This is a genomic window from Vibrio sp. 10N.261.55.A10, from assembly GCF_041470825.1.
Classification (GTDB): domain Bacteria; phylum Pseudomonadota; class Gammaproteobacteria; order Enterobacterales; family Vibrionaceae; genus Vibrio; species Vibrio crassostreae_C.
Genome location: NZ_JBFRNC010000022.1, coordinates 82,188 through 95,939, shown reverse-complemented (window position 1 = coordinate 95,939; position 13,752 = coordinate 82,188). Strand labels below are relative to the sequence as shown.

The window sequence follows — 13,752 nt, the reverse complement described above, 5'->3', positions numbered from 1 at the left end:
CGCTCAATCGCCTAATCCCGTATCTGATAGTGGTAGCCGAGCCATTGCTTGAATTTCTTTACTACGTGCAGGCTATGACGAAGCAGATCCCTATCTGCTCGCTCCATCAGTTTGACGTTAATCTTGTTGCTGCTGTGCTGCTGAGAAAGCCTTTGGGCTAAGCGCCACTTAAAGAATTGCTTGAGCGCTTCACTGAGATTATCGGCGGTACTTTGCTCTAATACTTTCTTGCTGACCAACTGCTCAATGCGTTCGAAGGTGTTGTTTACGGTAACACCATGCTCAAGACAAAGTGCTCTCACACCATGCACGATAGGGAAAATACCGCCTTGTTTGATATCGAGCCCTGACTTGGATTGCTTCACATTGCCAAATAGGGTGAGGGGAACCGAGAAGTTCAGCGCCGGGCGGCAGAACTCCGTCAGAATCAATTCTTGTCCGAGCATCAAATCACTGAGGTGCTGCTTTACAGGTTTTAATAGCTCTCTATTCCCCGCCACAGCGTGTGCATCTGCCATGATCGCAATATCCATCACGGTGTCTGGCGTGGCTTTTTTTACCCAATGGGTGAGGGTTTGTTTCCACTCTTGTTCTGAATGCACCCATTTCGGATTGTTGACCATCACGTTGCCCGGACACAGTGGATAACCCAATTGTTGAAGGGTATGAGTGAGGTCGTTCATGGCGCTTTGGCATTGATGCCACTCCAAACCATCTTGAATTATTAGCGCGTTGTCTTGATCGGTTTTGAGAATTTGTTCCCCACGGCCTTCGGAACCCAATACGATTAGGCAGCAATGATTATGCAGTGCCGGTGGGATCACCAACTCAAAAGCCTTCTCTATGATCTGTTCGTTGACCGCAGAAATCAGCTCCATGATAAAGCGTGTGCGAATCCCATTACTGAGCAAGCTCTCGACCAGTTGACGTTGTTTGTTGGATGCCATTGCCAACTCTTCAACGCTGGTGGCGCGCGCAATACGCAAAGTAAGAACGTGGGAATGTGTGGAGAATGCACTGAGGATCTGTGTCATATCCACCATGCCAACCGCATTTTTACCATCACAAACCATCAACCTTTTTACTCGATTTCTGGTCATGGTAATCATGGCGTTAAATAAGAAATCGCCTTGGTTCACGTGCATCACCGGAAACGTTGCGATCTCACCGACAGGCGCATCCAGTGGGAAGTTATCGAGCATCACAGCATGCAATAAATTGGTTCGAGTGACAATTCCATACGGCAAGGAATATGATGATCCAAAAGCTTTTGGATCATTATGTTCCAAATGAATTAGGGCCGAGTCTAACCCTTGTTCTTTAAGGGTTTGAGTGACTTGGTTGATCGGTTGGTTTGGTTCAAGTATCAGTGGTGGGTGATAGATAGAGTCATCCACTTTGGTCAATATAAACTCGGCAAGATTCTGTTGCTGCTGGGCGGCTTCTATCAAAGCTTTTCTTGTCGAGAGGTTGCTATCAAAGTAGGCCGCGAATTGGCCATTGGCGTGGTAAAGCTCAAGAAAAATATCGGTGGGCAGCAGATAACTTAATGTATCTTCGAGTGCGATATATTGGTGTTTGGTGTGAGGTTCAAACTGGCTTCGAACATCAAAAATATCGTCATTGGCATAGTGTGCGTAAATCTCACCATCATTGCTCGCGCGCTCTTCAACTGCCCCTTTGATCAAAATGTGCAGGTGTCGACTCGGCCTTTCAGCTTCCAGTATCACTTCTTGAGAGCGGTAATACACCACGTCTAATGAAGAGCGAAGCTTCAACTGTTCGGCGTCGGACAGGCTATCGAAAGGTGGGTGCTGCATATTAAATTTGTCAGGCATAAGCATCACAAGAAGAAATGGGAGTCTTTAATCAGTCTGACAAAATACCAGCGAAGCTCCAGACGACTTTAGTCTAAATGCGAGTATGGGTATTAATGAGCGTGAAATCTCTTATTGAAATGCGATATTCAGACCCATTGAATATGGGAATACTATCCCAGTAATAATTCCCTTTTTCATCGTATGCGAGATAGGCATAATTGGTGCTGCCTTTTTCCGCACACTTTATAGGTCATTTATGTTTAGCCCTTCACCCTATGGCTGGATCTCTCAGTATTTTCTTGGTTTCTTTTTTGCGTATGGCGTGTATTTGCCATTTTGGGCGTTGTGGTTTGAAGACCAAGGCGTGTCTGCTGGTGATATTGGCGTATTGATTGGTATCGGCTTTGCGACTCGTTGTGTGGCCAACTTAGTGATTACGCCGCGTATCCATAAAGTGGAACACTTGATGCCAGCGCTACGCTGTTTGAGTTTCGCTGCGCTGCTGTTTGTCGGCTTCCACTTCTTCACTGGTGGCAGTTTTGTACTGATGTTGTTGGCAACGGTACTGTTTAACCTCTGTTGTGGGCCGATTATTCCTCTTTCTGATGCGATGGCTAACCATTACAGTCGTTTGAAAATGCTCGACTACGGCCGAACTCGCCTTTGGGGTTCAATTGCCTTTATCGCAGGTTCAACGGTGGTTGGCTATTTGGTGGCACAATTTGGCACCGACATGATTTTGTATACTGCACTTGCGGGCGTGTTGTTGTCATTGATTCTGGCGATGAGAAATCCTAACGTGATGCCAGTAACGCAATCTGAGCAACAAGCGGCGCGACCAAAACTAGGTGAACTGCTGCGTGAGTCGTCAGTGGTAAAATTTTTAGCTTTGATGGCGTTGCTGCAAGGCAGTCATGCGGCTTACTACAGTTTTAGTGCGATTTATTGGAAAGAAGCGGGTCACTCAGAAGCGATCATCGGTTACTTGTGGAGCCTAGGTGTTGTTGCTGAGGTGGCAGTATTTGCTCTGAGTAAGCGATTATTCTCAGGCTGGTCACTGCGTACTTTGTTTGTCGTCGCGGCTATTGGGGTGATGGCGCGTTGGGGTATTACCGCATCAACCACGGCGATTTTCGCTCTGGTTATGGTACAGCTACTGCACGGTGTGACCTTTGCCATGGCACACATCGCCGCGATTCAATACATCCAATCTGAAGAACAAAACAAGATGGTTGCGCTACAAGCCCTGTATAACGCGATTCCATTAGGTGCCTTTATTGCATTAATGACTACCTTAAGTGGTTGGGGTTATGAGCTTTGGGGCGCAAATATCTTCTGGGGTATGGCTGCAATGGGTGCACTTGCTCTGTTCATTAAGTTGGATGAAAGAAGTTCAGTGGTTGAGATTAATCAATCAGATTCGGAACAGTCAGAATCTCACAGCAAATGCTGATAATTAGAGTCTAAAGCACAGAATTTAAGCGATGCGATTGAGTTAATCACCCATCCTTAGTTAAATGAAACCTCTCCCTTATGGAGAGGTTTTTTTATGGATGAAAAAAGGGTTTTCAATGCAAGGATGGATAGTAATTCCAGTCTCTTTAGCCTACTTGGGCGTGTTATTTCTGATCGCTTGGTATGGAGACAGGCAGGTTCGTTGGCTATCGCGTTGGCGTCCGTGGATCTATAGCCTTTCGATTGCCGTGTATTGTACCTCTTGGACCTTCTATGGAACGGTCGGGCAGGCGAGCAATAACCCTTGGTCCTTTTTACCCATTTATCTCGCCCCGATTCTGGTCTTTACACTAGGCTGGCGGATCTTGGCGCGGCTGATCCTGATTGCGAAGCGGGAGCACATCACCTCCATTGCCGACTTTATCGCGGCTCGTTACGGAAAATCTCAGGGCTTAGCGGTGGCGGTGACGGTTATCGCCGTGGTCGGTATCCTTCCTTATATCGCTCTGCAACTGCGTGGTATTACCATGGGGTTGGATATTGTTGCGCCCAACCTAGCGGCTGACTTCGGCTATCAGGACTATCACGTCTCTTGGTTTGTGGTCGGTGCTTTGGCCATTTTTACCATGTTGTTTGGTACTAGGCATATCGATAACACAGAACATCACCGTGGCATGATGATGGCGGTGGCGTTTGAATCCATTGTTAAGCTCGCGGCATTCTTGATTGTTGGCTTGTTCATCATGTATCTGGCGATGAGCAGCGACAAAATTGACCTGCTTGATGTGGCGGCTTCCACTTACGAATCACCGAATATTCCGACATTAATCATTCATACCGTTTTAACCATGTTGGCGATTGTCTGTTTGCCGCGTCAGTTTCATACCATGGTGGTTGAAAACGAACGTCCTCAAGATCTGCATACCGCTCGTTGGTTGTTTCCGCTTTACCTGATTTTGATGGGACTGTTCGTGCTGCCAATTGCTTGGGCAGGACAAGGGCTACTTACTGGCATGCCAGCAGATACCTATGTGATCAGTGTGCCAATGGCAGAAGGTGCGAATCACATTGCCTTGTTGGCTTTTCTTGGTGGTACGTCTGCGGCAAGTGGCATGGTGATAGTGTCGACCATCGCCTTGGCGATCATGGTGTCGAACGATTTAGTGATGCCATTGTTATTGCGCCGTATGCGTCTAACCCAAAGAACCCATCGACATTTTTCTGGCCTGCTATTGGTGATTCGCCGCGGGCTAATTTTACTGCTGTTACTGGGTGCTTGGCTGTTTTATCAGGCGCTCGATACCATCCATTCACTGTCAGCGATTGGCTTTCTTTCCTTTGCTGCGATTGCTCAATTCGCGCCAGCACTTATTGGTGGTTTGTACTGGCGCCCGGGTAACCGCAAGGGCGTGTATGTCGGCTTAATGGTGGGCTCGTTGATTTGGCTGATTACCTTGATGAGCCAAACCAGCATGTTGGCTGGCGACAGTGACAGTAACCTTTTACTGTGGATTATCACGCCGCCAGAACTGCTCAGTAGCTGGAATATCAGCAGTTCAAACTGGGGCATTGTGCTGAGTATTGTACTTAATACCTTGTGCTATGCCGTGGTTTCGATGACGACTCGCCCAAGCCTAAGTGAGCGCTTACAATCAGCAGCATTTGTTGGCACGCCGCTGCCTGAAAACGAGAATATCAGCCTTTACCAGAACCGAGTGACGGTCGCTGAATTAGAGATGCTGGCGTCGCGTTTTGTGGGTCGCAAACGTGCGAAAAGTGCCTTACACAGCTATTGGCAACAACACGGTCAGCCGCTGCTTCCTAATCAACAAGCGCCTGCAAGTCTGATTCGACACGCAGAGCGCGTGCTCGCCGGAGTATTCGGTGCTTCGTCTGCTAAGTTAGTACTTACTTCCGCTTTACAGGGAAGAAACATGCAGCTTGAAGAAGTCGCGACCATCGTGGATGAAGCTTCGGAACTGTACGACTTCAGCCGTGGTTTACTGCAAGGCGCGATTGAACATATTGGCCAAGGTATTGCAGTAATCGACAAACAAATGAGGCTGGTGGCGTGGAATCAACGTTACTTAGAACTGTTTGAGTTCCCTGCTGGCTTGATTCAGGTTGGTCGACCCATTTCAGATGTGATTCGTCATAATGCTGAACAAGGTTTGTGTGGCCCGGGTGACCCGGAAGATCACGTTCGCCGCCGTGTTTATCACCTTGAGCAAGGAACACGACACACCTCTTCTCGTATTCGTCCTGATGGTCGAGTGATTGAGGTGCAAGGTAACCCAATGCCAAGTGGTGGTTTTGTGATGAGCTTTACCGACATCACGGTATTCCGACAAGCAGAGCAAGCGCTAAAAGATGCCAATGAAAGCTTGGAATCGAGAGTGCATGAGCGAACTCAAGAGCTCGAAAAGCTTAACCATCGCTTGGTAAAAGCCACGCAGATTTCGGATCAAGAATCACAATCTAAGAGTCGTTTTCTAGCCGCGGTAAGCCACGATTTGATGCAGCCGCTCAATGCCGCACGTCTATTTGCTTCGTCACTGTCTGAGGTGGCAAAAGAGCAAGAGGTGAAGCAATTGTCATCTCACATCGAGAGTGCACTTGGCGCCGCAGAAGATTTGATTGGTGACTTGCTGGATATCTCTCGATTGGAGTCCGGAAAGTTAGAAACCAACATTCACGCGATTGCCGTGCATGACGTATTAACCAATTTGAACGCGGAATTTAGCGCTCTAGCGAGACAACAGAAAATTGAGTTTAAGATGATTCCGTCGTCATTGTTCATTCATTCAGACCCTAAGCTGTTGAGGCGTGTGATTCAGAACTTTTTGACCAATGCGTTCCGCTACAACCCGGAAGGGAAAGTGGTACTGGGTGCGAGAAGAGTCAATGGACAGGTTCGAATTGATGTGTGGGATAATGGAACCGGTATCGATGAAGACAAGCAACAAGAAATCTTTGAAGAGTTTACTCGTGGCAGCCAAGTACGAGCCGATCAAGGATTGGGGTTAGGGTTAGCAATCTCGAAAGGTATTGCTCATGTGCTTGGCCATCAAATTTCGATGCGCTCATGGCCGGGGCAAGGCAGTGTCTTTTCCATCACCTTAGCTAGAGCGGAAAAAGTGGCTCCAGTTGTGCAAGCTTCGACGCCAATGGCGACCAGCGACATCGAACATCTCAAGATATTGTGTGTCGATAATGAACGAGAAATCTTAGTCGGTATGGAAAACCTGATCGGACGTTGGGGCTGTGAGGTTAAGACGGCGGTTGATTTGGTCGAAAGCTTGCAGTGCCTAGATGAGGGTTGGCTACCTGATGTGATTTTCTCTGATTACCGTTTAGATAATGGCAGAACGGGTCTCGAAGTCCTGCAGCAGTGTCGCTTGCGCCTCGGAGACTCTTTTGAAGGGGTCATCATTAGTGCCGATAGAACCGATGACATGTTGGCAGCGATAAAGGCCAACAGCTTTCGCTTTATTGCCAAGCCAGTGAAGCCACTTAAGTTAAGAGCGGTCTTGAATCGAGTGAGCTAGTTTGGGTTAACAGGCTCGGATTAGTACGTTCGTGAGCGGATAGTGAAAAGGCCTCAGATGAGGCCTTTTTTGTCTCTGTTTTTTTTGCGAACGCCGATTCGCTTGTTAATTCAATAACTAACCAGCAATGCCACCTTGTGTCAGTGTGGTTGGATCAAGCAGTTTACTGAGCTCTTCTCGGCTAAGATCGGTTTCTCTTTCTGCGACATCCAGAATTGGTAAGCCTTCTTTGTAAGCTTTCTTGGCAATATCAGCCGCCTTCAAGTAGCCAATCACAGGGTTAAGTGCGGTCACTAGGATTGGGTTCTTTGACAGTGCCAAATCGAGATTGTCTTGGCGTACCGTGAAGGTCGCGATGGCTTTGTCCGCTAAAGCGACTGAGCTGTTTGCCAATAACTCAATACTTTCCAACACGTTATGAGCAATCACTGGCAGCATCACATTAAGTTGGAAGTTACCTGATTGTCCGGCTACGGTAATGGTGGTGTCGTTGCCAATGACTTGCGCCGCCGCCATAGCTGCAGCTTCTGGAATCACAGGGTTGACCTTGCCAGGCATGATCGATGAGCCTGGTTGTAGAGCCTGTAATTCAATTTCCCCTAAGCCAGCCAACGGCCCAGAGTTCATCCAGCGAAGATCGTTTGAGATCTTCATGATCGCAACTACTGCCGTTTTGAGCTGACCTGACAGCGCAACGATCGCGTCTTGACTGCTGAGGCTAAAAAAGAAGTTTTCACTCGAGCTAAAACTGATCTTTGTCGATTGAGACAGGTTACTCGCAAACTTATCGGCAAAGCGTGGGTCAGCATTGATCCCTGTTCCAACCGCAGTACCACCTTGTGCTAAAGCCTTGATAGCGGGCAGGGTGTTCTCTATTGCTTGCTTAGCGTGTTCTATCTGAAATTTCCAACCACCTAGCTCTTGAGCAAAGGTCATTGGCATCGCATCCATTAGATGAGTGCGGCCGGTCTTCACGACCTCTGCAAGTTCCTGTTGCTTGATAGTGAGTGCTTCAGAAAGGTGAGTTAATGCAGGTAATAGCTTATTTTCAGCCATCAAAGCAACGCTCACTTGAATTGCGGTTGGCACCACATCGTTACTGCTTTGGCCCATGTTGACGTGATCATTGGGGTTCACGTCGCCTTGCAAGCTTCTTGAGGCAAGCGTAGCAATCACTTCATTGGCATTCATGTTGGAACTGGTACCTGAACCGGTTTGGTAGACATCGATAGGGAATTGATCGAGGTGTTTACCCTCAATGATCTCTTGGCTGGCTTCGGCTATCGCGTTGGCAATATCACCTTCCAGTAGACCTAACTGAGCATTGGTATCTGCCGCTGCCTGTTTAATTAACGCCAGTGCTTGAATAAAACTGGTCGGCATCTTGTGAGAGCTAAACGCGAAGTTATCCGCTGCACGCTGAGTTTGTGCTTGGTATAGCGCATCGGCAGGGACTTTCACTTCGCCCATGCTGTCTTTTTCAATCCGAAATTGTAGGGTCATGTTCTATCCTTGTTAGCCAAGTGGGGCTTGGACTTGTTGTAGTGTTTGGCTGAGATTCAAAAAACGCGCTTGGCCTTGAGGTTGCTGGCAGTAGTGGCGCTTCAAATAAAATAGTGGTGAGTGAATAGAGTCTAGGCAGATATGACGAAAGGCGAAACTGCGCTGAGGAGACTCAATCGCTTCAATCAAATGAAAGAAAACTTGGCGTAGATACAGCTCGCACAACAAGATGTTTTCTTGAGCGGCATGCTTTTCATAGTAAGCCGAAAGCGTCAGTGCACACTCGATATACTCTCGAATTACAAACGGCTCATGGCCTTGAACTTGTTCTAATGAAGCAAAGCGATCCTGTGCTTTGTAAAATCTCGAATAGAGAACCTGCTGCTCTTTCATCATCATCTGCATCTCTTTATTGGATCTTAATGATAATTATTATCAAATAAAGTTTTAAAAACAACCCTTTGTTTATCTTTTTATAAAGTGAGCAGAAAAAGAAAAAGCCGATACACGAAGTATCGGCTTTCTGGAGTCAGTACCTAATCCCTACAATGTAAGTACTGATTCATTTTTTGCTAAACATCTTTGTTTAGTGGTCGTGCTTAGTGGTCGTGAGCTTCACCTGCACCTTTCGGGTAACGGATGTTCTCAACCATATCTTGTACATCTTGTGGTACTTCAGCAGTTACTTTGTTTACAGCAATCGATACTACGAAGTTTAGACACATACCTAGCGTACCGATGCCTTCTGGGCTGATACCAAACCACCAGTTTTCAGGTGTGCTTGCTGCTGGGTTAATGAACTTGAAGTAGATGATGTAGCTTGCTGTGAAGGCAATACCTGACAACATACCTGCAATTGCGCCTTCCTTGTTCATCTTCTTGTAGAAGATACCTAGGATAATCGCTGGGAAGAAGGATGCTGCGGCTAAGCCGAAGGCAAACGCTACTACCTGTGCTACAAAGCCTGGTGGGTTAATACCTAAGTAACCGGCACCGACAATCGCGACCATGGCTGCCAGACGAGCGGCTAACAGCTCCTGCTTGTCGGTCATGTTTGGTCTGAAGCCTTTCTTCAACAAGTCATGTGAAATCGACGTTGAGATGACCAATAGTAGACCCGCGGCTGTTGATAGTGCGGCTGCTAGGCCACCGGCTGCAAGCAGTGCTACAACCCAGTTTGGTAGTTTCGCTAGCTCTGGAGAAGCCAGTACGATGATGTCACGGTTAATCTTCATCTCGTTGCGCTCATCGCCCGAGTAGAACATTTTGCCATCGCCGTTCTTATCTTCCCAACCTACTAGGCCAGTGCTTTCCCAGTTTTTGTACCAGCTTGGTGCGTCCGCTGCAGCGACACCTTGCATGTCAGGGCCGTTGATTGTTTCGATCATGTTTACACGAGCGAATGCTGCAACGCCTGGTGCTGTTGTGTATAGCAATGAGATGAACAGTAGTGCCCAACCCGCTGAGATACGAGCATCACGTACTTTTGGTACCGTGAAGAAACGAATGATTACGTGTGGAAGACCCGCAGTACCGACCATTAGAGCCGCACAGATGAAGAATACATCTACCATGCTCTTGTTACCTTCGGTATAGGCGGTAAATCCGAGTTCTTCGGTCAGTCCATCCAGTTTATCAAGAAGGTAAACATCTGTGCCTGATAGCGTAGAGCCCATACCAACTTGTGGAAGTGGGTTACCTGTCATCATGATTGAGGTAAAGATTGCTGGAACAAGGAAGGCGAAAATGAGGACACAGAATTGAGCTACCTGCGTATAAGTGATGCCTTTCATGCCACCTAGTACTGCGTAGAAGAACACAATACCCATACCAATGATGATGCCTAGGTTAATATCAACTTCTAGGAAACGAGAGAATACAACGCCCACACCACGCATCTGGCCTGCAACGTACGTAAACGATACGAAGATTGCACAGAATACCGCTACCATACGTGCCGTTTTCGAGTAGTAACGCTCACCGATGAAATCAGGAACCGTAAACTGACCGAACTTACGTAGGTAAGGTGCTAAACATAGCGCAAGTAGTACATAACCACCTGTCCAACCCATTAGGTAAACCGCACCGTCGTAACCAACGAATGAGATGATACCTGCCATTGAGATGAATGATGCTGCCGACATCCAGTCAGCGGCGGTCGCCATGCCGTTTGCTACTGGGTGTACACCACCGCCAGCAACGTAGAACTCACTAGTAGACCCTGCACGAGCCCAGATTGCGATGCCGATATATACCGCGAAAGTAATACCGACGAGAATAAACGTCCAAGTTTGAATATCCATGTTCTAGCCTCTAGTCTTCCTGTACGTTGTATTTTTTGTCGAGCGCATTCATGCGGACAACGTAAATAAATATCAGCGCCACGAAGGTGTATATCGAACCTTGCTGAGCGAACCAAAATCCTAGCTTGAACCCGCCAAACTGAACGGTATTGAGGGCATCCACAAATAAGATGCCAGCGCCGTAAGACACCGCAAACCAGACCGCGAGCAGTGTTCCCATAATTCCCAAGTTTTCCTTCCAGTAGGCTTGAGCATGTTCCGTAGATTCGAACGCCATTGCCTTCTCCTTTATTCCGTTTTCGTAGAAACTGTTTTTGTGAAACCGTTTTGTAAAATAGCGTGTTAACGTAATGTTACGATTTAGAATGTAGCAAGGATAAGTCAAGGGATCTGTGCAACTTTAGTCGGGATGGTATTAGCGCTAATGTACTGAAATATGGGAGCTAGGAGACATAACCATAGAAAAATGTGATGTTACAATGTTGTTAAATTAGCCAAAGGTCTAACAAAAAGGGATGAATTAGACTGCGAGTCATAAAATTTAACAACTAAATGACCGAGAAACGGTATTTAGCCCTGCTTATGACACGAAGCGAAACATAAGTTTGTTATAGTAACAACGGCACTTTCACCGACCGTGCCTTGCTAAACGGCAGAAGATCAACAAGCTAGTGGCAAAAGATCAACAGGCTTAAAGCTCGGATTTTATTCTTTGGGGGAACGAATTGGACGCAATAACCATTAACCACTTATTCTTGACTGGTGCCGTACTCATCGCCATCAGCGTGCTTTTCTCACAAGTGTCCTCTCGATTGGGCGTTCCTATTCTTTTGATCTTTTTGTTCGTTGGTATGTTAGCGGGTGAAGATGGACCCGGTAATATTCATTTCGATGATTACTCACTGACCTACTTGGTGAGTAACCTTGCGCTTGCCGTGATTCTGTTGGATGGCGGTATGCGAACCAAGGTGGCGAGCTTCAAGGTCGCTTTCTGGCCTTCGCTCTCGCTGGCGACGATAGGTGTCGCATGTACAGCAACCTTAACCGGATTAATGGCGGCTTGGCTGTTTGACTTGTCATTAATGCAGGGCATCTTGGTCGGGGCGATTGTTGGTTCAACCGATGCGGCAGCGGTATTCTCTTTGCTGAAAGGACAGAGTCTCAATGAGCGTGTTGGCTCAACCCTAGAGATCGAATCGGGCACTAACGACCCAATGGCGGTCTTCCTGACGGTGACCTTAATTGCGCTGTTAGGTAACCCTGACGCTGAGATGGGAATGAACTTCCTATTGCAAAGTTTTGCGATGCAGTTTGGTATCGGTACTCTTGTTGGTATTGGCGGCGGCTGGGTTCTATGGAGCTTAATCAATCGAGTACAATTGGCTGATGGCCTTTATTCCATTCTGGTACTCAGTGGGGGCGTGGCGCTGTTTGCGTTCTCTAACATGCTTGGCGGCAGCGGCATCTTATCGATTTACCTAGTGGGCTTGTTCATTGGTAATCGTCCGACGCGCTCTCGACACTCGATTCTTAATGTTCTTGATGGCATGACGTGGCTAAGCCAGATCGTGATGTTCTTGGTATTGGGTTTATTGGTGACGCCATCAACGTTGATGGACATTGCTCTGCCTGCGCTGGCACTGGCCTTCGGTATGATTTTGTTTGCTCGTCCGCTGTCGGTTTGGTTGGGTTTACTGCCGTTCAGAAGCTTTTCCACCAAAGAACGCTGGTTTGTTTCTTGGGTAGGTTTGCGTGGTGCAGTACCAATCATCTTAGCGGTATTCCCGATGATGGCAGGCCTGCCCAATGCTCAGCTGTATTTCAATATCGCCTTCTTCGTGGTTATGGTTTCGCTGATTGTTCAAGGCGGTAGCTTGATGAAAGTTGCAAGACTCGCTCAAGTGACGCTACCACCGACGCCAACACCGATTTCTCGTACCGGTATGGAGATTTATCCGACCAGTGAGTGGGAGATGTTTGTTTACAAATTGAAAGACGAGAAGTGGTGTGTCGGCGAGCCGCTTAAACGCTTATCTATGCCAGAAGGGACGCGAATTACTGCACTGTTTAGAAAGGATGCCTTGCTTCACCCATCAGGCAGCACCGTGTTAGAGGCGAACGATATCTTATGTGTGCTTGGTCAAGACAAAGATTTGGACAGCTTAAGTTCGTTGTTCAGTGAGGCGCCTCTAGCAGAAGAGGCGGCACGATTCTTTGGTGACTTCTTCTTGGATGTTGAGCTATCAGTTGCGGCAGTGAGTGATTGTTATGGTATTGAACTTGGCTCGGAAGAAGAGCGAGAAATGACGCTAAAACAATTGGTTGCTCAAGAGCTTGGCGCACACTCTGTATTGGGTGATAGCTTTGAGTGGCATGACATCACTTGGGTGGTTGCAGAGATAGATGATCATAAAGTCGTCAGGTTGGGTTTATGTTTACCTAAGACGACTTTAGAAGAGGATATCAGTGAAGCTTAATTGTGGACTTCTTGTAGCAAGATAACCGCTTGAGTACGATTTTTCACATCCAGTTTACGGAAGATGGCCGTCATATGTGCTTTGATGGTCGCTTCCGAAACATTCAATTCATACGCGATTTGCTTGTTAAGCAAGCCGTCAGAAAGCATCCCTAATACCTTGTATTGCTGAGGCGTCAGTGTGGAAATCTTTTCTGCAAGGTCGCTACACGCTGCATTATTGGTGATAAGCCCTTCAGGGAAGAACGGGTCGCCATTCAGCACTTGATTCAGTGCACTCACCAACTCACGCATATCACTCGACTTAGGAATAAAGCCAAACGCACCGTGGCTCTTCACCTGAGTGACCACGCTGGCATCTTCACTGGCAGAAACCACCACAATCGGTAGATCTGGGTATTCAGCGCGCAGTTGAATTAAGCCTGACATGCCATTGGCGCCCGGCATTTTCAGATCGAGCAGTAATAGATCCGGCTCGCCTTCTTTCTTTAGCAGAGTCAGTAAGGCATCGAGAGAATCGGCCTCAAGCAGGTTCGCACCACTGATCGCCATATGAACTGACTGAAACAGGGCGTTGCGAAAGAGAGGGTGGTCATCAGCAATGATGATGGTATAGGTCGAGTCCATGACGTTCATACTTTTAACAA

Annotated in this window: 9 protein-coding genes; 3 read left to right on the top strand and 6 right to left on the bottom strand. The window is 47.4% G+C overall.

What is annotated here, in order from left to right; translation table 11 throughout:
* Positions 1 to 11: 11 nt before the first annotated feature.
* Positions 12 to 1,844 carry a DUF294 nucleotidyltransferase-like domain-containing protein gene (locus tag AB4274_RS06615; protein ID WP_372111401.1) on the bottom strand — a complete coding sequence of 611 codons (1,833 nt, stop codon included), beginning with the start codon at positions 1,842 to 1,844 and terminating at the stop codon, positions 12 to 14.
* A gap of 232 nt (positions 1,845 to 2,076) precedes the next feature.
* Between AB4274_RS06615 and AB4274_RS06610 the strand changes: the two genes are divergently transcribed.
* Positions 2,077 to 3,273 carry a 3-phenylpropionate MFS transporter gene (locus AB4274_RS06610; protein WP_048605450.1) on the top strand — a complete coding sequence of 399 codons (1,197 nt, stop codon included), beginning with the start codon at positions 2,077 to 2,079 and terminating at the stop codon, positions 3,271 to 3,273.
* A 118-nt stretch (positions 3,274 to 3,391) separates the two neighbouring features.
* Positions 3,392 to 6,823, top strand: a complete 3,432-nt coding sequence (locus tag AB4274_RS06605; RefSeq protein ID WP_372111387.1) for a PAS-domain containing protein — start codon at positions 3,392 to 3,394, stop codon at positions 6,821 to 6,823.
* Between the two features lie 117 nt (positions 6,824 to 6,940).
* Here the strand turns inward: AB4274_RS06605 and AB4274_RS06600 are convergent, their stop codons facing one another.
* The 4 genes from AB4274_RS06600 to AB4274_RS06585 form a co-directional block, all read right to left on the bottom strand.
* A complete protein-coding gene (locus tag AB4274_RS06600; RefSeq protein WP_372111385.1) occupies positions 6,941 to 8,326 on the bottom strand; it encodes a class II fumarate hydratase in 1,386 nt (461 codons plus the stop codon).
* Between the two features lie 12 nt (positions 8,327 to 8,338).
* The gene (locus AB4274_RS06595) at positions 8,339 to 8,725 is read right to left on the bottom strand and encodes a hypothetical protein (protein ID WP_017062714.1); all 387 of its coding nucleotides are present in this window, start codon (positions 8,723 to 8,725) and stop codon (positions 8,339 to 8,341) included.
* A gap of 200 nt (positions 8,726 to 8,925) precedes the next feature.
* Entirely contained in the window at positions 8,926 to 10,629 is a 1,704-nt protein-coding gene (locus AB4274_RS06590) for a sodium:solute symporter family protein (protein WP_017062715.1), read from the bottom strand.
* 10 nt (positions 10,630 to 10,639) lie between these two features.
* Positions 10,640 to 10,906, bottom strand: coding sequence for a DUF4212 domain-containing protein (locus AB4274_RS06585; RefSeq protein WP_010435433.1), 267 nt, complete (start codon positions 10,904 to 10,906; stop codon positions 10,640 to 10,642).
* 448 nt (positions 10,907 to 11,354) lie between these two features.
* Here AB4274_RS06585 and AB4274_RS06580 point away from each other — a divergent pair, with 448 nt between their 5' ends.
* Positions 11,355 to 13,106 carry a potassium/proton antiporter gene (locus AB4274_RS06580; protein ID WP_372111383.1) on the top strand — a complete coding sequence of 584 codons (1,752 nt, stop codon included), beginning with the start codon at positions 11,355 to 11,357 and terminating at the stop codon, positions 13,104 to 13,106.
* Here the strand turns inward: AB4274_RS06580 and AB4274_RS06575 are convergent.
* Complete coding sequence (locus tag AB4274_RS06575; RefSeq protein WP_017062717.1) at positions 13,103 to 13,732, bottom strand: response regulator transcription factor; 630 nt, start codon at positions 13,730 to 13,732, stop codon at positions 13,103 to 13,105. The genes AB4274_RS06580 and AB4274_RS06575 overlap by 4 nt on opposite strands.
* Positions 13,733 to 13,752 lie beyond the last annotated feature (20 nt).

Bases quoted from the DNA above. Each gene is read 5' to 3' on its own strand.
- AB4274_RS06595 (WP_017062714.1), bottom strand. From the start codon at position 8,725: ATGATGATGAAAGAGCAGCAGGTTCTCTATTCGAGATTTTACAAAGCA.
- AB4274_RS06600 (WP_372111385.1), bottom strand. From the start codon at position 8,326: ATGACCCTACAATTTCGGATTGAAAAAGACAGCATGGGCGAAGTGAAA.
- AB4274_RS06590 (WP_017062715.1), bottom strand. From the start codon at position 10,629: ATGGATATTCAAACTTGGACGTTTATTCTCGTCGGTATTACTTTCGCG.
- AB4274_RS06575 (WP_017062717.1), bottom strand. From the start codon at position 13,732: ATGGACTCGACCTATACCATCATCATTGCTGATGACCACCCTCTCTTT.
- AB4274_RS06615 (WP_372111401.1), bottom strand. From the start codon at position 1,844: ATGCTTATGCCTGACAAATTTAATATGCAGCACCCACCTTTCGATAGC.
- AB4274_RS06585 (WP_010435433.1), bottom strand. From the start codon at position 10,906: ATGGCGTTCGAATCTACGGAACATGCTCAAGCCTACTGGAAGGAAAAC.
- AB4274_RS06605 (WP_372111387.1), top strand. From the start codon at position 3,392: ATGCAAGGATGGATAGTAATTCCAGTCTCTTTAGCCTACTTGGGCGTG.
- AB4274_RS06610 (WP_048605450.1), top strand. From the start codon at position 2,077: ATGTTTAGCCCTTCACCCTATGGCTGGATCTCTCAGTATTTTCTTGGT.